Genomic DNA, 19,925 nt, shown 5'->3' on the forward strand with positions numbered 1-19,925 from the left:
CTCTTAAGCGCGCGCCTAGATATCCGGGCGGCGGTCTTTCCAGGGCTGAGCTTTTTCAAGCTGGGCGGCGAGACGGAAGAGCGTGCCCTCATCGCCGAATCTGCCTGTGAACATCGAGCCGATCGGCATGCCGTCCTGCGACCAGAAAAGCGGCACGGACATGGAAGGCTGCCCCGTCATGTTGAAAAGGCCGGTAAAGGGCATGTAGTGGGTGATGGCCTGCATATAGGCGCCGACATCTTCGTTCATCATGTCGAGCACACCGAGCGGGATGGAAGGCGCGCCCATGGTGGGGCAAAGATAAACGTCATAGCCGCTCATGAAGCGGGCAAGATGGCGGCTCATCTGGTGGATGAACAATGTCGCGGCGGCATAATCCACAGCCGTGCGGCTTTTCGCGCCTTCCGCGATGAGCCAGGTGATGAGTTCCACATCGCCCGGCTTGATCTCGCGTCCCCGTGCCTCGCCGCGCTGTTTGAGCGCCAAGGCGACATTCGCGCCGATAAGCGTTGCCTGATGGGTGGACATCTCCTGCGGGTCGAGGCGGGGGGCGGCTTCTTCCACGATATGGCCAAGGGATTCGCACAGGATTGCCGTGCGTTTGATCGCTTCGGCGACGTCTGCTTCCACCTCGCTGCCATCGGCGCGTTTCGTGTTGAAGGCGATTTTCAGAACGCCGGGCTCGCGCTCCATTTCGGCAAGGTAAGGCCTCTCCGGCGCGGGCGCGGCATAAGGATCGCCGGGCGCTTCGCCGCCCGTCGCATCGAGCATGGCCGCGCTGTCGCGCACGCTGTGCGAGACGATATGGGAGATGGACATGCCGCCCCATCCCTCGCCCCTGTCAGGGCCCATGGGGGTGCGTGCGCGGGTCGGCTTCATGCCGAAAAGGCCGCAGGCGGCGGCGGGAATACGGATCGAGCCGCCGCCATCGCTCGCATTGGCAAGGGGCAAAATGCCGGCGGCCACCGCTGCCGCTGCGCCGCCCGATGAGCCGCCGGGCGAACGCTCCAGGTTCCAGGGATTGCGGGTGGGGCCATAGGCTCTGGGTTCCGTCGTGCCGGTCAGCCCGAGCTCGGGCGAGTTGGTTTTGCCGAAGGGCACGAGACCGGCGGCAAGATAGCGCTCGGTCAGTGTGGAATTGTGATCGGCGATATAGCCTTTCCAGGCATCGGAGCCGAATGTCGTTTCCGTTCCTTCCCAAAGAAGGTGCAGATCTTTCAGAAGAAACGGCACGCCTTCGAAGGGGCCTTCGGGCACGCCTTTTTCGACGAGGCGGCGGGCCTCTTCGTAATTCTCGATGACGATGGCGTTCAGTTTTGGGTTGAGCGCTTCGGCGCGCGCCAGCGCTTCATCCAGCAATTCGCCGGGCGTTACTTCCTTGTCTTTGACAAGCTGGGCAAGACCGAGCCCGTCATAATCGTCATAGTCGGTAAAGTTGCCCATCCCCGTCTCCTTTATACCGTCCGCCCTCTGCGGGGCTTTTGACGGCGCTTTATTCGTGTTTATCTATGCCCAGCAAAACTAGCTTTCGCCGCGCCCGATCACAAGCTCGGGCTGGGCGGCGCTTCCGGGGGATTTCATGGACATATTTTCGGTGCTGGCGGGCTTGGCGCTTCTTTTTCTGGGCGGGGAAGTGCTGGTGCGCGCAGCTGTTGCTATTGCCGGGCGTTTCAACGTCTCGCAGATCATTGTCGGGCTTACCATCGTTGCCTTCGGCACCTCGGCGCCGGAATTCACGGTATCCTTGAACGCGGCGCTGGTGGGCCAGCCCGATATTGCGGTGGGCAATGTCGTCGGTTCCAACATCGCCAATATTCTTCTCGTTCTGGGCATTACCGCGCTCATTCAGCCGCTGCGTCCCGAGCGCCAGCTTGTGGTGCGGGACGGGCTTTTCATGTTCGCCGTCACGGTGGCCATGGCCGCCCTTTGCCTGACCGGTATGATCGGCTCGCTGCAAGGCGCGCTCTTTATTGCGCTGCTCGGTGTCTATATCGGTATTTGTTATTGGGTGGAGAGTACCAACCGCTCGCCCGTTGCCGCGCGCCATGAAACGGAAGCCGATGAATATGCCGGCTTGCCGCCCCGGCTTCTCGTTGCCTTCCCGCTTTTTCTGGCAGGTCTTGCAGGCGTCGTGCTCGGCGCCGATCTTTTGGTGTCGGGCGCCTCTTCCATCGCCCGCGCGCTCGGCGTGGCAGAGGCGGTGATCGGCCTCTCGCTCGTGGCCGTCGGCACCTCGCTGCCGGAACTTGCGGTCTCCGCCGTTGCCGCTTACCGGGGCCGGGGCGACATTGCGGTGGGCAATATTATCGGCAGCAATATCGCCAATATTCTTCTCATTATCGGCGGCACCGCGCTGATAGAGCCTTTGACCGTCACGCGTCAGATTGCGGCTTATGATGCCTGGATCATGGTGCTCGCCGCGCTCGTTCTCTTGCCTGTGATGGTGACCGGGCGGATGATCAGCCGCAGCGAGGGGGCGGTTTTCGTTATCTTTTTCGCGCTTTATATCGCCAGTCTTTATCTCGGCCTGCCGGCCTATGTGATTGCGCTTACGGCATAATTTGCGCCGCAGATAAAGGGGCTGGGCAGGGCGTTTTCGTTCCGCGAACCTTTTTGCCGGCCAGGCGTTAGTGGGGCGACTTGGATCAAACGGGAGAGATGCGATGCGCATTTTGTTTTCCGCTCTATACGCGTTCGCCATCACGCTCGGAGCGATTTACATGCCGGCGGTTGCCGGGGAATATGGCTCGGCCTCCACGCAGATGAATGCGCAGGCTACGGTGCTGCCTTCCTCGGAAGAGGAACTGAAGGCGCTGCACGAACAGCACTTGCGCGAGCTGCGTCGGATCGGCCGGCAATGTTCGGCAGGCGGCCCGGACGTGGTGATCGGCGGTCCTTGCGTGATCGCGGATATGGAAGCCTTTATCGCCTCGGGTGCATCACCGGAGCTCAAGGCCTTCCATAACGCGCTGTCACGGGAGGGGAAATACGATCAGAACCGTAGCTGGGCACTCGTCAAGCAGCGCCTTAAAGCGCAAGGCATGCTCAAAGAGTAGTCTGCTGCAGCGTTCTTTAAGCCGCCGAGCGGGCGGGCAGATGCTCGCGCCAGGGCGGCGTGTCGAGGTGAAGTTTCGGTCCGGCGGGTATGATGCCCGCCGGATTGATCGTTTTGTGGCTGCCGTAATAGTGCTTTTTGATGTGATCGAAATGCACGGTCTCGCGCACGCCGGGCACCTGATAAAGCTCACGCAGATAGCCTGACAGCACCGGATAATCCTCGATCCGCGCGATGTTGCATTTGAAATGCCCGACATAGACCGCATCGAAGCGGATGAGCGTCGTAAAAAGCCGCCAATCGGCTTCGGTTAGCCGTCCGCCCAGAAGATAGCGGTTATGGGTGAGGATGCCTTCCAGCCAGTCCAGCGTGTCGAAGAGTGCCGTGACGGCTTCTTCATAAGCTTCCTGGCTGGTGGCGAAACCGGCTTTATAAACGCCGTTATTTACGTCCCGATAAATGCGGGCATTGATGGCCTCGATCTCCTCGCGCAGCTCTTCCGGGTAAAAATCGAGGCCGGTTTTTACACCCGGCAAATCGTCGAAGGCGCTGTTGAACATGCGGATGATATCCGCCGATTCATTGGAGACGATGGTTTGCGTCTCCTTGTCCCAAAGGACGGGCACCGTGACGCGGCCCGAGTAAGCGGGATCGGCTTTTGTGTAAAGCTCGTAAAGACGTTTCTTGCCGTAAAGCGGATCGCTCTCGCCGCCATCTTCGCCTTTCAGCGTCCAGCCTTCTTCAAGCATCAAGGGATCGGTGACGGTGACGCCGATATGAGGCGCCAGTCCCTTGAGCGCCCGGAAGATCAGCGTCCGGTGCGCCCAGGGGCAGGCATAGGAAACATAAAGATGGTAGCGCCCGGAGGCCGCCTTGAAGCCGCTCGCGCCGTCCGGCCCCGGCGCGCCGTCCGCGGTCACCCAGTTGCGGAACTGGCTTTCGGAGCGGACGAATTTGCCCTTGGTTTTTTCCGTGTCGTACCAGACATCATGCCAGATACCGTCAACGAGCTTGCCCATGGCGGGCCTCCTTTAATGCGTGTGGTCGTGTCTGTTAGCCGGCGAGCTTTGCGGCAAGGCTGGTAACGTGCTTGCCCTGATGGCGGGCAATGGCAAGCTCCTGCTGCGTGGGCGTGCGGCTGCCATCGGCGCCGGCAAGAGTGGCTGCGCCGTAGGGGCTGCCGCCATGAACCTGCGAGATGTCGGCAAGCTCAGGAATGCCGTAAGGCACGCCGGAGATGACCATGCCGTGATGCAGCAGCGTGGAGTGGAACGAGGTGATGGTCGTTTCCTGGCCGCCGCCAGTGCCCGTGGAGGTGAAGACGGAGCCCAGCTTGCCGATCAGCTTGCCTTGCGCCCAAAGCCCGCCCGTCATGTCGAGGAACTGGCGCATCTGCGCCGACATGTTGCCGAAGCGGGTGGGGGTGCCGAAGATGATCGCATCATACTCGGCAAGCTCGGCAGGCTGCGCGACCGGGGCTTCCTGCTCGGTCTTCATGCCGGCCTTGGCCATGGTTTCCTTATCCATGGTTTCAGGCACGCGCTTGATCGTGACCTCGCCGCCGCCATCCGTCACGCCTTCGGCAACCGCCTTGGCGAGGGTTTCGATATGCCCGTAAGAGCTGTGATAAAGCACGAGAATTTTGGTCATCGCTCATCCCCTTTGTGAAAGCCCTAAGGCAGGAAATCCGCCGGGCCGGTCCGCAACATGCCGTTGCGCTGTCTCTCATGGGCGATATTTAGTTTGTTTCGTTCATGATGATAATATACGTATCTAGAAACATATTGTTTCAATAATGGATGCAATGAAATGAGCCTGCCCGACCTCAATCTGTTGCGGATTTTCACGGAAGTCGTGGAGGCGGGCAGTTTCACGCGGGCGGCCGAGCGGCTGCACATTTCAAAAGGCGCGGTCAGCCGCCAGGTCACGGCGTTGGAAGAGGCGCTGGGCGCGCGGCTTCTCAACCGCACGACCCGCACGCTCTCGCTGACGCGGGAAGGGGCGGCGGTGCTCGATCACGCCAAGCGCGCGGTGGATGAGGCATGTTTCGCGGCTGCCGCGGCGAGCGAGCTTTCCGGTAAGGTGGCGGGTGTCTTGAAAGTCAGCGCACCCATTTCATTCACGCAGTATGAGTTCGGCGCGGCGCTGCCTGAATTCATGGAGCGCTATCCGGACCTGACGGTGGAGATCGATCTTGCCGATCACATGATCGACTTCGTGGCGGGGGGCTATGATGTGGGCGTCCGGATTTCGGGCATGGCGGATTCAAGCCTCATCGCCCGCCAGCTTGCCCCGGTGCGCCGCTTCATCTGCGCCGCGCCTTCATATATCGAAAAGTTCGGTAAGCCGCGCACGCTCGACGATCTCAGCCATCATGCCTGCATCATCAACAGCCAGCTTCCCGACCGGTCTTATTGGACCTTGCGCAATGGCCGGGGGCAGGTCGTCTCCGTGCCCGTCTCAGGCCGTTTCATCGCCAATACCTCCGTTGCCATTCAGCCGGTGGTGCTGGCCGGGCTCGGGCTCCAGCATGTGCCGGACTTCATTGCTTACCGGCATTTGAAGAGCGGCGCGCTTGTCCGTGTGCTGGAAGATGAAGTGGACGATGAAGTGCGCCTCCATCTTATCTATGCCGATCGGCGGCATATGCCCTCCAAGGTCCGCGCCTTTGTGGATTTCATGGTGGAGAAATACGGCGAAGGCCGGGCGCCCTGGCTTGGGGTGTAGAGGGCTTGGGGTGTAGCGGGCATGAAAAAGGCCCCCGCCGGAGCGGAGGCCTTTTCGTTTCGTATGCAGCTGACCCTTAAATCGACTCCCTTAAATCGGTTCCCAGGGGAAGACCGAGGCGGTGGCGCCGAGATCGGTCATATCCGCCTTCATGGAAGGCAGCGCATGGGAGAGGATCGTGTCGGGCTCCCAGCCTTCCAGCCGCGCCATGCCGCGCACGGGGCGGGGTTGGTTGAAGAGGAAGATCTCATTGCCGCGCACGGCGAAGATCTGGCCCGAGGTTTCGCAAGAAGGCGCGGCGAGCGCCACGGCCATTTTCGCGACCTGATCGGCGCGCATGGCGTTTTTCATGCGTTCCACACGCTGCGCGGAGGCTTCGTCCTTCACCGGAATGGTGGCGATCATGCGCGTCCAGGCGAAGGGCGCGATGATGTTGGAGCGCACATTCTTCTTCTCGCCTTCCATGGCGATGATGCGGGAAAGGCCGGCAATGCCCATTTTCGCGGCGGCATAGTTCGCCTGGCCGATATTGCCGATCAGGCCGCTCGTCGAGGTGAAGAGAACGAAATTGCCTTCTTCCTGCTCGCGGAAATGATTGATGGCGGCGCGCGTCACGTTGTAGCTGCCGTTGAGATGCACATCGATCACCGAGTGCCAGTCTTCATCCGCCATTTTATGGAACATGCCGTCGCGCAGAATGCCTGCCGGGCTGATCACCGAATGCAGGCCGCCGAATGTGTCGAGCGCCTGTTCGACCATGGCTTCCGCGCCGCTCTTGATGGCGACGGAATCGGTATTGGCGACGGCTTCGCCGCCGGCCTTCGTGATTTCGTTGACGACTTCCTGCGCCGGGCCCACATCGCCCGCATCGCCGCCGGCCACGCCGCCGCCCAGATCGTTCACCACAACCTTTGCGCCCTGCGCCGCCGCGATAATGGCGCAGTCCCGGCCAATGCCGCGCCCGGCACCGGTTACGAGAACGACTTTTCCGTCAAGCAATCCCATTTTGCTCTCCCTGTTTTCTGTTCCGCTTCTCATCCCTCGGCGGTCTTGGCCGCCCTTTGCTCGAGGGCAAGCTAGCGGCAGTTTTCCGCGCGGGCCAGCGCTTTCTTAACCCTTTGGCCGGCGGGCAGGGCCGCGTTTGCAGGCAAGTTCCGCTGGACCCTGCGTCCTGTGCGTGCTAATCGCCTTGCCGGTTTGCAGGCTTTTGCGCCCGCCGGGGAGGGATGAGCGATGAAACTGGCACGCTGGATTTATATCGTGGCCGCGGTCTATGGGATCGCCGTGCTCGTCCCGCAGCTTTTCATGGAAGCTCAGATCGGCGCGCTCAATCCGCCAGCCATTACCCATCCTGAATTCTTCTACGGCTTCATCGGCACGGCGCTTGTCTGGCAGGTGCTGTTCCTGCTCATCGCCTCCGATCCGGTGCGCTACAGAGCGCTGATGCCCATTACTTTTCTCGAAAAGCTTGCCTTTGCCGTGCCTGTTGCCTGGCTTTATGCCGAAGGGCGCGTGGGCGGCGGCGTGGTGCTTGGCGGTCTCATCGACGCGCTGTTGCTTGCCGCGTTCATCATCGCTTACCGGAGCACGCCCCGCCATGGTTAAGGTTCTTACCCGGGTTTTCATCCAGCGACGACGAAGCGGCGCAACTGGCCGGCATCTGCCCGCCATTTGCCATGGTCCGTCTTTGTCCTGCTAAGCTGGCAATCAGTGTGCGGGATGAGGGGAGCCTTGTTCCGATGACCCGACACACTGAGAGAAAACATGTTTACGATCGAACTTGAACGGCCCGAACATGCGCCCGAAATTGAGGCGCTGCTGGATGAAGCCTTCGGTCCGGGCCGGTATGCCAAAGCCGCCCAGCGGCTGCGGGAGGGCAATACCTCCATTCCCGAACTGTCCTATGTCGCTTATGCGGGCGAGGGGGAGGCGCGCGAGATGATCGGCGCGCTCAGCTTCTGGCCGATCCTGATCGGCGGCGAGCCGGGGCTGATGCTCGGCCCGCTTGCGGTCAAACCGCAGCTGCGCGGCAAGGGCTGCGGCATCAAGCTGATGGAAAGAGGCCTTGCCGATGCCAAGGCCATGGGCTACCGGCTCGTCATTCTGGTGGGCGACGCGCCTTATTATGCGCGGGTGGGTTTCGGCCCGGTGCCGCCCGGCCGGCTCACCATGCCGGGGCCGGTGGACCCCTCGCGGCTGCTTTACCGTGAGCTCGATCTTGGCGCCTTTTCCCATGTCAAAGGGGCGGTGATGAAACCGCCGCTCGGCACGGCGATCTGATCGGGTATGGGAGGGCCTTACCGGCTCTCCCGCCACCAGGCGAAAAGCAGAAGTCCGAGCATGGCAATGGCTGCGAGCAGGCCGCTTAAAAGCGGCACGTCCGTCACCGCGCGCAGGATGTATGTTTCGTTGCGGCGGAAGCCCATCCAGTCGCTTCCCTGCGTGTCGCGCCCGGCGCGCACGCGGCGTACTTGCGGGGGCTCGTTTTCCGGCAGGATGAGATTAAAGACGCCGCCGCCCGATGCTTCGCTCAAGGGGCGCAGTTTTTCATCGCTGGTGACGACCTCGGCATATTCTTTCGGATTGGCGGGCCCAAGGGCGGTGAGCGCGGTCAGCCCGCCTTGCTCGATCCGGTAAAGGCCGATTTCATCGGTCTCGAGCGCGGCGCTGAAAAGCCCGGGCTTTTCCTCCTTCAAGGTGACTTGTTCGCGGGCGCCGGAGGGATAAGTGATTTCGGCGGGCGGGGTGTTCGTCCCCATGGTGCGCCGATCGATCAGAAGGCGGCCTGCCTTGCCGCTGGCGCTCAGCCGTTCTTCCTCCAAATCGGGTTCTTTCATCAGCCAGTGGGCGGTGCGGCGCAAAAGCTCCGCCTGCGGGCCGCCGCCTTCAAAGCCGCGTGCCCAGAGCCAGCCCTGATCGGACATGAATTGCGCCACCCGGCCTTCCCCCACCCGGTCGAGCACGAGAAGCGGCTTGCCTTCCGGTCCGCTCATCAGCATCTCGCCTCTGTCTTGCAGCGTGTCGATCAAGCGGAACCAGCGCCCCCAGGACGGCGGTGTGCTTTGCCCGCCGGTCAGCTCGGCCGTGACGGGATGTTTACGCCCGGCTTCGGAAAGCTCCGGCTTGAAACCTTCCTCCGTCACCGTTCCGGAAGGCTGGGCGGGCAAGATGCTTGCAAGCGGCGTGCGGTAAAGGCTGAAGGGGCCTGCGAAAGGCGGGCCTGCCGCCGTCAGCACCGCCCCGCCTTCGGCCACATATTGGGCGATATTGTCGAAATAGACGATGGGCAGCACGCCGCGCCGGCGGTAGCGGTCGAAGATAATGAGATCGAACTCGTCGAGCTTCAGCGAAAAAAGCTCGCGCGTCGGAAAGGCGATGAGCGAAAGCTCGTTGATCGGCGTGCCGTCCTGCTTTTCCGGCGGGCGCAAAATGGTGAAGTGCACGAGATCGACTGCGGGGTCGGCTTTAAGCAGATTGCGCCAGGTGCGTTCCCCTGCATGAGGCTCACCCGAGACGAGCAGCACGCGCAGGCGGTCGCGAATGCCGCTCGGCGTGGTCACGGCGCGGTTGTTCTGCAGCGTCAACTCGCTTGCATCGCCTGCCGCCTGCAATTCGATGACATTCGTGCCGCCATGGGGCAGGGCAAGGCTCACCCGCTCGCGCTCGCCGGGCCGCGCAAAGGTCGTGGCGACATCTTCTCCGTCGAGCCGCAGTGTCACGGTGATGGGTTCGTCACCGGGCGCAGGCCCCGTTTCCTCGATCCGGAAGGCAATGGAGATGGGCTCGCCCACGATGCCGAAGCGCGGCGCTTCCTCGATCACAAGGCGCCGGTCATAAGCGCCCGGATCGCCGATCGTGACGGTGTGAAGCGGTGCATCGAAGCCGAAAGCTTCAAGACTGCCCGGCACGTCATGGACCTGGCCGTCCGTCAAAAGCACGATGCCCGCCACGCGCTCGGCCGGCACATCGGCAAGGGAAGAGGCGATATTGGTGAAAAGCGCCGTGCCGTCGCCGCCCGGCGCGCTGCCCGCATAAATGGTGCGCACATCGAGATCGGAGAATTTGCCGAGCTCTTGCTGCAATGTCTGGCTTGCAGCTTTGGCCGTTTGAGTGCGCTCTTCAAGGCCCATGCTGGCGCTGGTATCGATGACGAGAAGCGCGACATCGGGAACGGTTTCCCGCTCTTCCTGGCGCACGGACGGATTGGCAATAAGCGCGAGCAGCAGCGCCATGGCAAGAATGCGCCAGATGCCGACCCGCATGCGCCGCCAGATGAAAAGCGCGCTCAGCCCCGCGCAGGCAAGCGCCAGCAGTCCCAGCCAGAGAGGCGGCAGCAGCGGCGCGAAGGTGAAGGAAAATCCCATGCGCCGCTCCTATTGGCCGAGCCGTTCGAGAAGCGCGGGCACATGCACCTGATCGGCTTTGTAATTGCCGGTCAGCGCATACATGACGAGATTGACGCCGAAGCGGTAAGCATATTCGCGCTGGCGCTCGCCGCCCGGCGCAACGGGCAGGAGCGGGCGGCCGTTCGGGTCTTCCGCCCAGGCGCCGGCAAAATCGTTCGAGCCGATGATGATGGCCGAAACCCCGTCATTGGTTTGCGCGCGCCCGCGATTGGCCGCTTCCACCCAGACTTGTCCGCCGTCCCAGCGGCCGGGAAAGCTCTGCAATAGATAAAAGCTTTTGGTGAGCACATGGTCCGCGGGCACAGGTTCGAGCGGCGGCACATCGAGCTTGGCAAGCACCTGGCGCAAGGCTTCATTTGCTTCATTGGGCAGGCCCGAAATCGCCCGGTCCTGATCGCGTGTGTCGAACAGGATCATGCCGCCATTTTGCATGTAGCTGGAAATCTTTGCCGCGGTCGCATCACTGAGCACGTGGGCATCTTGCGCGACCGGCCAATAAAGAAAAGGAAAGAAGGCAAGCTCGTCCTGGTCGATATCGACGCCCATAGGCTCGCCGGGCTCGAGCGCCGTGCGTTCGCGCAGGCGTTTGGTCAGCCCTGAGAGCGCGGCATGGGAGAGCCCGTCGAGATCTTTGTCGCCGGTTTCCACATAAGCCAGATGCGTTTCGCTGGTGGCTTTCAGTGCGTAAGCATCGTCGGCGGCTTTGGCCGGGGCCATGTACCCGGCTGCGAGCGGCACGCTCAAAAGACCGGCGAGCAAGAGCGCTGCCATACGCGGGCCGCGCGGGCCCCGGTGCTGCGCATTGAGATGACCGGTCAGGTAAAGCGCGGCAAAGCCGTCCGCGATCAACAGGATGAGCGCCAGGGTGAGGAGCAGGGGACGCAGCGCCTGATGGGCGGCATCGCCAAAACCTTCCTGACGGGTAAGGCCGGTCAGGGCGGGCAGCGGCGCCAGCATCAGATTTTCATTGCCCAGATTGAGCGCGCGGGCCGCGCCCTGCATGCCGTAAAAGCCCGGCGGGTGCTCGGCGCTTGGGCGCGTCTTCGTCCATTCGGCAAAGGGAATAGGCGTCACGTAAGGCGGCGGGGAGGTGAAAGTGCCGAAGCCCGTCATGACCTGGCGCGGCATCAAAAGCCCGCCTTCGGCCCCTTCGCCTTGCGCGGCAACGCCTTGCGCGAGATCGAGAATGCGCTGGAGCATGGAAACGAAAAGGCCGGAAAGCGGCAGGTTCGACCAATCCGTATTGGCGGTGATGTGGAAGAGGATGAGCTGCCCCTCGCCCTCGCGCGCGGCGGTAACGAGCGGCGTGCCGTCTTCAAGGCGCGCCCAGGTTTCGGCAAAGGCAAGATCGCGCGGTTCGGCCAGCACCTGGCGGCTCACCGTGGCATCGCCCGGCAGGTCGAGCCCGGCAAAGGGGCTGCCGTCTTCAAAAGGCGCAAGGTGCTGCGGCTCGGTCCAGGAAAGCGCGCCGCCGAGGCTGCGCCCGCCGCTGCGCAAGGAAACGGGGATAAGATCATCGCTTTGCGCGGCAAGATGCGGCCCTGCAAAGCGCACCAGCGTGCCGCCTTCTTTCACCCAGTTGCGCACGAGCGTTGCGTCGCGCTCGCTGAGCGTGCCGATATCGGCGAGGAAGAGCACGGAGAGCGGATCGGCGAGCAGTGTTTCGATCTGACTGCGCTCGCCTTCCGGTGCCTCACCCTGGCTTGCTTTTCGGATATCGGCAAAGGGGCGCAGCGCGCGTTCAAGATAATAGAGATCGGAGAGGAGCGGCTGGTCGGCTTCAAAAGAATTGCCGGAGACAAGCCCTGCGGCGCGGCGCTTCCAGCGCTCATCGATCAGCACCTTGCTTGCCGCAGAGCGCTCGCCCGAAATCGAGATCGTGTGTACTTCGTTGCGCAGCTCGAGCGGCAGGTCGAGCCGGGCTTTTGTGGCCGTGGCAAGGCGGGGGAGCTGCCACTCGGCCTCGGCGAGAAGGCGGCCATCTTCGGCCCGCGCTTCCACCCTGCCATCGCGCAGATCCGGCACATCAAGGCGGCGGATCGTGACTTCCAGCCCCTCCTCGCCTTGCGTGGGCGGGGTGAGGATAAGCGGCACGTCGCTGGCGGCGTTTGTCACGAGTTTGAGCGTGCCGCCGCCCGCCGTTTCTTCCAAAGCCCCCGCAAAGGCGGCGGCCTCGCCATGATCGAGCCCGTTTGCAAGCCAGACGATATCAATGGCTTCTTGCGGCTTTTCCATTTTGCCCAGCCGTTCGGCCAGCGCCAAGCGGGCCGGGCCCAAAGGAAGCGGGCTCAAGGCTTTGAGTTTTGCCAGCGCCTCATCTGCTGCCGTGAAAACGGGCGGCTCTGCTTTTACCTGCGGCGAGGTGGCCGCCAGAGCGACGAGCTGATCGGCTCGGCCTGCCCCTTCGATCAGCGCGCGGGCGAAGGTAATGCGCTTGTCCCAGCTATGAGCGGCGGCCCAGCCATCATCGAGCACGAGAAGGAGCGGGCGGCTGCGGCCGGTATCGCCTGCCGGGCGCCAGACGGGTTCTGCCAGAGCAAGGATCAGCAGCGTTGCCAAGGCAAGGCGCAGCATCAGCAGCCAAAGCGGAATGCGCGAGGCGGTTTCTTCATCCTGGCGCAGGCCGAAGAGAAGGCGGAGCGGGGGAAAGGCGACGCGCTGCGGGGCGGGCGGGGTAACGCGCAGCAGCCACCAGATCACCGGCAAAAGCGCAAGGCCTGCAAGCACGAGAGGTTGAGCGAAACCGATAAGGCCGAGATCGAGCATCTAGCCTCCCTGCCTGGCGGCGGCGGTGCCGCGTCCGGGGGTCCGGTTTATATCGGCAAGCTGACCGTAAAGGCTGAGAAGGCAGGTTTCCGCCGGCCGGTCGGTGCGGTGAATGGTGAAGTGCCAGCCAAGCCGCCGGGCGATCTGGCGCAAGGCGTCTTGATGTTCTTCCAAACGGCGGTGATAGGCGCTGCGCAGGCTCTCCGCCTTGCCCACCAAAAGCCGGCGCGGGTCTTCCACGCCAACGAATTCCGTGCGCCCTTCGAAGGGAAGGTCGGCTTCGGCCGGATCGATGATCTGCACCATATGTCCGCCAATGCCGCGGTGCGCATAAGGTTGCAGCGCCTTGGCAAGCTTATCGGGCGGGGAGAGAAAATCGCTGAAGAAAACCATCGCGGCATAAGGCGGCACATGGGCGCCGGGGGGCAGGCTTTCCGGCTGGCTCTCTTCATCTGAAAGATAATGATGCGCAAGACGGCGCAGGCCCATCCGGTTGGTGGCGGGGGGAATACCGCTGCCAAGCACCGCGACCCGTTCGCCGCCGCGCACGAGCAGATTGGCCAGCGCCAGGCTCAGCACGGTGGCGCGGTCTTTCTTGGAAATTTGCGCGAAGGAGGAACGGTAATCCATGGAGGCGGAGGCATCGCGCCAGAGCCAGAGCGTTTCGGCCGCTTCCCACTCCGTTTCGCGCACATAAAGTTTGCTGGATTTGCCGGATTGGCGCCAATCGATGCGCTGGGCGGCATCGCCCGCGCGGTAGCGGCGGTATTGCCAGAAGCTTTCGCCCGATCCAGAGCGCCGCCGCCCATGCACCCCTTGCGCCACGGTATTGGCGACGCGTTCGGCTTCCACGAGAAGCGGCGGCAGCGCTTCGGCGAGACGCTCGGCTTGCGCGCGCAGACCCGCGCGCGCAGGTGCGGCCTGCGTACTTCGGGCCTTCTCGGCATGGGGGCTTTTAGGGCCGCCGGAAAGGGGGGCGTCTTCGCTCATCTGGTCTCATCTTTAAAACGGTGCGCGCTCAGCCCAGCCGTTGCACAAGCCGGTCGACGACACCGGGAATGGTAATGCCTTCGGCCCGCGCGGCGAAATTGAGCGCCATGCGGTGGCGCAGCACCGGCGCGGCGAGGGCCGCCACATCGTCGATCGAGGGCGAGAAACGGCCATCGGTCAGCGCCCTTGCGCGCACGGCCAGCATCAAGGCCTGGCTGGCGCGCGGGCCGGGACCCCAGGCGACATGCTCCGTCACTTCGGCGACATTTGCCTCTTCGGGCCGCGCCGAGCGCACAAGTTCCAGAATGGCATCGACCACCTGTTCGCCGACGGGAATGCGGCGCACCAGGCGCTGGGCGCTGCGCAGCTCCTCGCTGCTCAAAATCTGGCGGACCGGCGTTTCATCGAGGCCCGTCGTGGCAAGCAGCATGCGCCGTTCGGCGGCAAGGTCGGGATAATCCACATCGATCTGCAGTAAGAAACGGTCGAGCTGGGCTTCGGGCAGCGGGTAGGTGCCTTCCTGTTCCAGCGGGTTCTGCGTTGCCAGCACATGGAAGGGGCGCGGCAATTCATAGCGCTGGCCGGCCACCGTCACATGCTGTTCCTGCATCGCCTGCAAAAGCGCGGACTGGGTGCGCGGGCTGGCGCGGTTGATTTCATCGGCCATGAGAAGCTGGCAAAAAACGGGACCCTTGATGAAGCGGAAATTGCGCCGGCCTTGTTCGTTCTCCTCCAGCACTTCCGAACCCACAATATCGGCGGGCATTAGATCGGGGGTAAATTGGATGCGCTTGTCTTCCATGCCCAGCACAACGCCCATCGTATGCACAAGGCGCGTCTTGGCGAGGCCCGGCACGCCGACAAGCAGCGCATGGCCGCCGGCCAGCAGCGTGATGAAGGTTTCCTCGACGACTTTCGTCTGCCCGAAAATCACGTCGTTAACGGCGCTGCGCGCTTCGGCGATGCGGGCACCGGCCGTTTCGACTTCGCGGACGATATCGCCCTCTGCTTCACTGACCGTGTTCATTGTCCTACATATATCCTGAAGAGCGTTGCGGTGGATAAGCATGCGCCGGGGCGCTTATGGGCGAAAAGCCCCAATTTGCTCAGTTTTCGCGGTCTTTATGGCCCGATTATGACGTTGGAGCCCGCCCGCGCCTAGTCAAGCAGGCGTGAGATGCCCACGTAAAGCCGTGTAAACGGCTTAAAATGGAAGATAGAGGAGGCAAAACCGATGGCGGAGGCCAAGAGCGGCGAAAAACCTGCCGGTTCTGCCGGTTTGAGCGGCAATCCCGGCGATGCGCTGAAAGAGATCACCCGCGCGGCGGAAGAAGCCAATAAAGAGACGGGCGGCAAAAAGAAAAAAGGGCTGCCGCCGGTTCACCTGTGGAACCCGCCTTATTGCGGCGAGCTCGACATCCGAATCAAGCGCGACGGCAGCTGGCACTATCTGGGCACGCCCATCGGGCGGGAACGGCTGGTGCGGCTTTTCTCGACGGTTTTGCGCCGCGATGATGACGGCAAATACTATCTCGTCACGCCGGTGGAAAAGATCGGCATCACGGTGGATGACGCGCCTTTCGTCGCCGTGGCGATGCAGGTGGAAGGGGAGGGCAAAGACCAGCGCCTGACCTTCACCACCAATGTGGGCGATGAAACGGAAGCCGGTCCCGAGCACCCGATGCGCTTTGTCATCGACAAGGAAAGCGGCGAGCCCGCGCCTTATGTGCATGTGCGCGCCGATCTTGAAGCGCTGATCAACCGCGCGGTCTTTTACGATCTTGTGGAGATCGGCACGGAAGAGGACTGGGAAGGCGAGCGCTGGTTCGGGGTGTGGAGCGGCGGCACGTTTTTCCCCATCGCCCTTGCCGCGGATGTGACCGGTCCTGCCCAATGAACGCTTACCGGGAAAAGATCCTCGGCGCGATCGACCGGGACATGCCGCCTGCCGACATCGTGCTGAACGGCGTGAAGACACGCGGCGATCACGATCTCAATCCGGATGAATGGGTGGAGCCTTCCGAGCGCAAGAGCTTGCGCCTTGCCGCCGTGCTTGTGCCGCTTATCGAGCGGGGAGAGGGCGTCTTCGTGCTGCTCACCCGGCGCGCGGATCATCTCAATTCCCATTCCGGCCAGGTCGCCTTTCCGGGCGGCAAGGTGGAAGAAGGGGAGACCGCGGCGCAAGCGGCGCTGCGCGAGGCGGAAGAAGAAGTCGGCCTCGATCCCTCGCTTGTGGAAATCGCAGGCTTCCTCGATCCTTATGAAACGGGCACGGGCTTCCGGATTCTTCCTGTTGTCGGCTTCGTCAAACCCGATTTCACGCTGAAGATCGATCCCAACGAGGTGGCGGAAGCTTTCGAGGTGCCCTTGTCTTTTCTCATGAACCCTGATCACCATGAACGCCATAGCATCATGTGGCGGGGCAAACGGCGGGCTTATTACGCCATGCCTTATGAGGGCCATTACATTTGGGGGGCGACGGCGGGAATGCTGAAAAACATGTATGACAGGGTGTACGCGCCATGAGCCGCCTGCTTCTCAACGCCTTTCTCTTCCTGCTGCCCTTCATGCTGTACGGGCTCTATGTGCTTGCCGCCCGCCGGCTCGGCTGGATGAGCCGGGAGAGCGATCAAGCTCCGCCCCATGCCTGGCTGGTGCTGGCCGGGATCGGGCTCGTGCTTGCCTCGATCGGGCTTTTCGCGGTCTTCGACGGCTCGGAAGTCGGCAAGGAATATGTGCCTGCACGCCTTGAAAACGGCGAGATCGTGCCGGGCGGTTTCCGCTAAACTGCCTGCGGCAATTGCGGTCCTTTCGCCCCGCCTTCCAAGGGCTTATATGTTGAAGCAATCAAGGATAAGGCCGCCGGTCTGGGGACGTTCTAAAGGCATGCTCAGGGTCAGGCGCCGCATAGGAGGTGTGACGTGAGCGAGGCAAGCAAGGGCGAGCTGAAACTGGCAACCTGGATCCGCGACGCGGCGACGGTGAAGATCATGCAGGCGCTGGGGGAGGGCGAGGCCCGTTTCGTCGGGGGCTGCGTGCGCAATGCGCTTCTGGGCGAGCCCGTTGTCGATATCGATATCGCAACGGCGCTCAAACCTGAGGAAGTGATCGCCCGGTTGAAAAAGGCGGGCGTGCAGGTCATCCCCACCGGGATCGACCATGGCACCGTAACGGCGGTGACCGATGGGCGGCATTTCGAAATCACCACCTTGCGTGTCGATGTGGAAACGGACGGGCGGCGCGCCGATGTCGCCTTTACCGGCGACTGGCTGGAAGATGCCAAGCGCCGCGACTTCACGATGAACGCGCTTTATGCCGATAGCGACGGAACGGTGCACGATCCTTTGGGCGGGCGCGAGGATTTGAAAGCGCGCCGCGTGCGCTTCATCGGCGATGCCTCTGAGCGCATCAAGGAAGATTATCTGCGCATCCTGCGGTTTTTCCGCTTCCACGCGCAATATGGCAAAGGCGAGCCCGATGCCGAAGGGTTGAAAGCCTGCGCCGCGCAAAAGGAAGGCCTTGCCCAGTTGTCGGGCGAGCGGGTGCGCATGGAGCTTTTGAAAATTCTGGGCGCGGATAATGCGCCTGCCGCAATTCGCCAGATGGCGGCAAGCGGTATTCTTTCCAAAGTGCTGCCGGAGGCCGAACGCACCGAGCTTCTGGAGCGTGTGGTTGCGATCGAAACCGATCAGCTTTTCACTTCCGATCCCATCATGCGGCTCGGCGCGCTGATCGATCTCGACGAAGCGGGCATCCGCAAACTTGCCGAGCGCCTGCGTCTTTCCAACAAGGAGCGGGACCGTCTGATCCGGATGCATACGGATCAAACGAAGATCGTCTCTTATATGTCGATGCGTGAGATGCGCCGCGCGCTTTACTGGATGGGCCCGGAGCTTTTCAAGGACCGCGTCATGCTCGGCTGGGCGGCGGATAAAAAGCTCGCCAATTCCGTGCAATGGCGCGCGCTTCTGGCCATGGCCGATAGCTGGGAAAAACCGCAGCTGCCGCTGACGGGCCAGATGGTCCGCTCCGCCGGTGTGCCCGACGGGCCGGAAATCGGCCGCGTCATGCGCGAGGTCGAGGAATGGTGGGTCGATGCGGATTTCATCGAGGATGAGTTTTCGATCATCGAGCGCCTGAAAGCGGTGGTGCAGGCGACGGTTTATTGAGGGGTTTAATATGCCGAAGCCGCCAAAAGGTGAGGCGTTGAATTTCTTGGTTGATGCGGGTTCTCCTCGGAAAGGACGGAATTTCGTTCTCTCTGATAAGCTTTCCGCAGAATTGAACAGAAGGGTTCGTTACACGACTGAATTGACACCCGACGAGTATGAGATAGCTAGGAAGTTACTGTCGGCTGCCGTTCGCGATGTCGCCATTGGGAAAATTATAATTGATCTAAAGCCCGATAAAGTCTGGATGCTTGATTTTTCAGCTAGACGAGATCAACCGGTCGAGATTGAAGTTGCGTGTAAGGGGGTGACGATATCAGGTGCAAAAAAATTGTCTCGCATCGAATTCATTAATCATTCTGAATACGGAATGGTGGAAGTTCGAAAAAGCGACGTGCGACAGTTTTTTGTGCGAGAGAATTCCCATTTGAAGCTTGAGATAGAAGAAGCGCATATCGGGTTTCTTTCTTTGGCGGCGAATAGTGTCACTGATTTTAGAGTACGTGGTGGCTCGATCTTGAATATGTCGATCCCGAACCCGCACGCTGGTTTACCATTCACTGGGTCCGTCTCGTTTCAGTCCGTTTTCTTTCCTAAAAATACAAAAGTTTATGGACTCTCCGGTGCCCAACCGTATCGCAACATGCGAGCGCATCTTGCTAGTTTGCAGAATGGACCGGGTGTTTCGCTCTTTCACAGCTTGGAAATGGCTGTTGAGCGAGAGGAGCTAAGCTATTTTGATGCCATGGTGAGTTGGTTCTATGGTTTTTCTTCGAACTATGGCGCGTCGGCTGGCAGATCTCTTCTAATTCTGCTTGGCGTGTGGGCTGCTTCAATCCTTCTCCTGTGTGCCGTGGATGGTGCCGTTATTGCGAATGGCGCATGCGACGATCCGCGCGGTATTCAGCAAGCCGTTTGCAGCCCGGAGGTCGCTGGCTCTCTGTCCCGCTCAGCGATTTTATCTCTTCAGCCGTTGACACTATTTGGCAATCTATTGGGGGTTGGCCGGTCGGTAACGATCGTTGCTTCGAATTGGTGGGTTCAGATTTTTCTGGTGTTTGAAGGATTGGTCGCGACAACCTTGCTGGCCTTGAGTGTTTTTGCGCTTCGCCGGAAGTTCAGACTTTCTGCTTGAATATAGTTGTTTAGAAAGCAGGCTGCATGGACCCCGGGACAAGCCCGGGGTGACGCGTATTGTTTGTGGCAAGACGGTGCTTCAGATAGAAGCCGTCACCCCGGCCCCCGAGCCGGGGTCCAAACAGCGTCACGCCATGCCGCAGTGTCTGCATGGACCCTCGCGTCAAGCGCGAGGGTGACGATAGGGAGGGGCCGTCAGGTAATCACCGCCTTCGTTCCCTTTACCGCGTCCAGCAAAACACCCGGCGCGATTTCAAGCTCGAGGCCGTAGGCCCCGCCGCTGACATAGATGCTGGCAAAGCCGAACGCGCTTTCATCGAGAAAGGCGGGAAGCGCACTCTTCTGGCCGAGCGGCGCGCAGGCGCCCATTTGGTAGCCGGTGAGTTTGATGGCTTTTTCTTTCGGGGCAAGATCGACGCGCTTGGCTTTCATGAGCCGGGCGAGCGCCTTGCGGTCAAGGTCCCTGTCCGCTGGCACGATGGCCATGGCGAAGGTTTTGGCGTCGGCCAGCACGATCAATGTTTTGAAAAGCCGGGCAGGATCGAGGCCGCTTGCCTTAGCCATTTCAAGTGCGGAGGTTTTGCGGTCTTTCGGCACGCCGATTTCGTGAAAGGTGCCGGGAATGCCGTTAAGGCGGACAAAGCGCTGCGCCGCCGTTTCGCCCTTTGCCATTGC

General features: G+C 61.7%; 19 protein-coding genes. 10 read left to right on the top strand and 9 right to left on the bottom strand.

Going from position 1 to position 19,925, the window contains the following annotated elements; translation table 11 throughout:
* Window positions 1-15 precede the first annotated feature (15 nt).
* Window positions 16-1,443: an amidase gene (locus M2A_RS12060; protein WP_045447814.1), complete on the bottom strand. Its 1,428-nt coding sequence runs from the start codon at window positions 1,441-1,443 to the stop codon at window positions 16-18.
* A gap of 136 nt (window positions 1,444-1,579) precedes the next feature.
* Here M2A_RS12060 and M2A_RS12065 point away from each other — a divergent pair, with 136 nt between their 5' ends.
* On the top strand, window positions 1,580-2,560 hold the full coding sequence (locus tag M2A_RS12065; protein WP_045447817.1) for a calcium/sodium antiporter: 981 nt from the start codon (window positions 1,580-1,582) through the stop codon (window positions 2,558-2,560).
* 103 nt (window positions 2,561-2,663) lie between these two features.
* Window positions 2,664-3,056: a hypothetical protein gene (locus M2A_RS12070; protein WP_045447820.1), complete on the top strand. Its 393-nt coding sequence runs from the start codon at window positions 2,664-2,666 to the stop codon at window positions 3,054-3,056.
* 16 nt (window positions 3,057-3,072) lie between these two features.
* Here M2A_RS12070 and M2A_RS12075 read toward each other — a convergent pair whose 3' ends face one another.
* Both M2A_RS12075 and wrbA read right to left on the bottom strand, forming a co-directional pair.
* Entirely contained in the window at window positions 3,073-4,074 is a 1,002-nt protein-coding gene (locus M2A_RS12075; protein WP_045447822.1) for a glutathione S-transferase family protein, read from the bottom strand.
* A 34-nt stretch (window positions 4,075-4,108) separates the two neighbouring features.
* Window positions 4,109-4,705 (bottom strand): NAD(P)H:quinone oxidoreductase, encoded by a 597-nt coding sequence (gene wrbA, locus M2A_RS12080; protein WP_045447826.1) that lies wholly within the window; start codon window positions 4,703-4,705, stop codon window positions 4,109-4,111.
* Between the two features lie 159 nt (window positions 4,706-4,864).
* Between wrbA and M2A_RS12085 the strand changes: the two genes are divergently transcribed.
* On the top strand, window positions 4,865-5,782 hold the full coding sequence (locus tag M2A_RS12085) for a LysR family transcriptional regulator (protein ID WP_052379448.1): 918 nt from the start codon (window positions 4,865-4,867) through the stop codon (window positions 5,780-5,782).
* A 90-nt stretch (window positions 5,783-5,872) separates the two neighbouring features.
* Here the strand turns inward: M2A_RS12085 and M2A_RS12090 are convergent, their stop codons facing one another.
* Entirely contained in the window at window positions 5,873-6,787 is a 915-nt protein-coding gene (locus M2A_RS12090) for an SDR family NAD(P)-dependent oxidoreductase (protein WP_045447829.1), read from the bottom strand.
* Window positions 6,788-7,015: 228 nt separating this feature from the next.
* Here M2A_RS12090 and M2A_RS12095 point away from each other — a divergent pair, with 228 nt between their 5' ends.
* Window positions 7,016-7,387, top strand: a complete 372-nt coding sequence (locus M2A_RS12095) for a hypothetical protein (RefSeq protein WP_045447831.1) — start codon at window positions 7,016-7,018, stop codon at window positions 7,385-7,387.
* 159 nt (window positions 7,388-7,546) lie between these two features.
* On the top strand, window positions 7,547-8,062 hold the full coding sequence (locus M2A_RS12100) for a GNAT family N-acetyltransferase (protein WP_045447836.1): 516 nt from the start codon (window positions 7,547-7,549) through the stop codon (window positions 8,060-8,062).
* Window positions 8,063-8,079: 17 nt separating this feature from the next.
* Here M2A_RS12100 and M2A_RS12105 read toward each other — a convergent pair whose 3' ends face one another.
* The 4 genes from M2A_RS12105 to M2A_RS12120 are packed head-to-tail and all read right to left on the bottom strand — an operon-like array spanning window position 8,080 to window position 14,971.
* Window positions 8,080-10,146: a membrane protein gene (locus M2A_RS12105; protein ID WP_045447839.1), complete on the bottom strand. Its 2,067-nt coding sequence runs from the start codon at window positions 10,144-10,146 to the stop codon at window positions 8,080-8,082.
* 9 nt (window positions 10,147-10,155) lie between these two features.
* Window positions 10,156-12,954, bottom strand: a complete 2,799-nt coding sequence (locus tag M2A_RS12110) for a DUF4159 domain-containing protein (protein WP_045447844.1) — start codon at window positions 12,952-12,954, stop codon at window positions 10,156-10,158.
* Entirely contained in the window at window positions 12,955-13,944 is a 990-nt protein-coding gene (locus M2A_RS12115; protein ID WP_081875601.1) for a DUF58 domain-containing protein, read from the bottom strand.
* Between the two features lie 28 nt (window positions 13,945-13,972).
* The gene (locus tag M2A_RS12120; protein ID WP_045447847.1) at window positions 13,973-14,971 is read right to left on the bottom strand and encodes an AAA family ATPase; all 999 of its coding nucleotides are present in this window, start codon (window positions 14,969-14,971) and stop codon (window positions 13,973-13,975) included.
* Window positions 14,972-15,178: 207 nt separating this feature from the next.
* On the opposite strand from M2A_RS12120, the gene M2A_RS12125 reads away from it, so the two are divergent.
* From M2A_RS12125 to M2A_RS12145, 5 genes are all read left to right on the top strand, one after another.
* Window positions 15,179-15,841 (top strand): DUF1285 domain-containing protein, encoded by a 663-nt coding sequence (locus M2A_RS12125; protein WP_081875602.1) that lies wholly within the window; start codon window positions 15,179-15,181, stop codon window positions 15,839-15,841.
* On the top strand, window positions 15,838-16,470 hold the full coding sequence (locus tag M2A_RS12130) for a CoA pyrophosphatase (RefSeq protein WP_045447849.1): 633 nt from the start codon (window positions 15,838-15,840) through the stop codon (window positions 16,468-16,470). Before M2A_RS12125 ends, M2A_RS12130 begins: the two co-directional genes overlap by 4 nt.
* Window positions 16,467-16,730, top strand: a complete 264-nt coding sequence (locus M2A_RS12135) for a DUF6111 family protein (protein ID WP_045447851.1) — start codon at window positions 16,467-16,469, stop codon at window positions 16,728-16,730. The genes M2A_RS12130 and M2A_RS12135 overlap by 4 nt, the downstream gene beginning before the upstream one ends.
* A 135-nt stretch (window positions 16,731-16,865) precedes the next feature.
* The gene (locus M2A_RS12140; protein WP_244444449.1) at window positions 16,866-18,113 is read left to right on the top strand and encodes a CCA tRNA nucleotidyltransferase; all 1,248 of its coding nucleotides are present in this window, start codon (window positions 16,866-16,868) and stop codon (window positions 18,111-18,113) included.
* A gap of 10 nt (window positions 18,114-18,123) precedes the next feature.
* Window positions 18,124-19,248: a hypothetical protein gene (locus M2A_RS12145; RefSeq protein WP_045447854.1), complete on the top strand. Its 1,125-nt coding sequence runs from the start codon at window positions 18,124-18,126 to the stop codon at window positions 19,246-19,248.
* A 197-nt stretch (window positions 19,249-19,445) separates the two neighbouring features.
* Here the strand turns inward: M2A_RS12145 and M2A_RS12150 are convergent, their stop codons facing one another.
* Entirely contained in the window at window positions 19,446-19,922 is a 477-nt protein-coding gene (locus M2A_RS12150; protein ID WP_052379449.1) for a YbaK/EbsC family protein, read from the bottom strand.
* Between the last annotated feature and the right edge of the window lie 3 nt (window positions 19,923-19,925).

The organism is Tepidicaulis marinus (assembly GCF_000739695.1).
Classification (GTDB): Bacteria; Pseudomonadota; Alphaproteobacteria; order Parvibaculales; family Parvibaculaceae; genus Tepidicaulis; species Tepidicaulis marinus.

Coding starts and splice junctions, on each gene's coding strand:
- M2A_RS12060 (WP_045447814.1), bottom strand. CDS start 1,443: ATGGGCAACTTTACCGACTATGACGATTATGACGGGCTCGGTCTTGCC.
- M2A_RS12065 (WP_045447817.1), top strand. CDS start 1,580: ATGGACATATTTTCGGTGCTGGCGGGCTTGGCGCTTCTTTTTCTGGGC.
- M2A_RS12070 (WP_045447820.1), top strand. CDS start 2,664: ATGCGCATTTTGTTTTCCGCTCTATACGCGTTCGCCATCACGCTCGGA.
- M2A_RS12075 (WP_045447822.1), bottom strand. CDS start 4,074: ATGGGCAAGCTCGTTGACGGTATCTGGCATGATGTCTGGTACGACACG.
- wrbA (WP_045447826.1), bottom strand. CDS start 4,705: ATGACCAAAATTCTCGTGCTTTATCACAGCTCTTACGGGCATATCGAA.
- M2A_RS12085 (WP_052379448.1), top strand. CDS start 4,865: ATGAGCCTGCCCGACCTCAATCTGTTGCGGATTTTCACGGAAGTCGTG.
- M2A_RS12090 (WP_045447829.1), bottom strand. CDS start 6,787: ATGGGATTGCTTGACGGAAAAGTCGTTCTCGTAACCGGTGCCGGGCGC.
- M2A_RS12095 (WP_045447831.1), top strand. CDS start 7,016: ATGAAACTGGCACGCTGGATTTATATCGTGGCCGCGGTCTATGGGATC.
- M2A_RS12100 (WP_045447836.1), top strand. CDS start 7,547: ATGTTTACGATCGAACTTGAACGGCCCGAACATGCGCCCGAAATTGAG.
- M2A_RS12105 (WP_045447839.1), bottom strand. CDS start 10,146: ATGGGATTTTCCTTCACCTTCGCGCCGCTGCTGCCGCCTCTCTGGCTG.
- M2A_RS12110 (WP_045447844.1), bottom strand. CDS start 12,954: ATGCTCGATCTCGGCCTTATCGGTTTCGCTCAACCTCTCGTGCTTGCA.
- M2A_RS12115 (WP_081875601.1), bottom strand. CDS start 13,944: ATGAGCGAAGACGCCCCCCTTTCCGGCGGCCCTAAAAGCCCCCATGCC.
- M2A_RS12120 (WP_045447847.1), bottom strand. CDS start 14,971: ATGAACACGGTCAGTGAAGCAGAGGGCGATATCGTCCGCGAAGTCGAA.
- M2A_RS12125 (WP_081875602.1), top strand. CDS start 15,179: ATGGCGGAGGCCAAGAGCGGCGAAAAACCTGCCGGTTCTGCCGGTTTG.
- M2A_RS12130 (WP_045447849.1), top strand. CDS start 15,838: ATGAACGCTTACCGGGAAAAGATCCTCGGCGCGATCGACCGGGACATG.
- M2A_RS12135 (WP_045447851.1), top strand. CDS start 16,467: ATGAGCCGCCTGCTTCTCAACGCCTTTCTCTTCCTGCTGCCCTTCATG.
- M2A_RS12145 (WP_045447854.1), top strand. CDS start 18,124: ATGCCGAAGCCGCCAAAAGGTGAGGCGTTGAATTTCTTGGTTGATGCG.
- M2A_RS12150 (WP_052379449.1), bottom strand. CDS start 19,922: ATGGCAAAGGGCGAAACGGCGGCGCAGCGCTTTGTCCGCCTTAACGGC.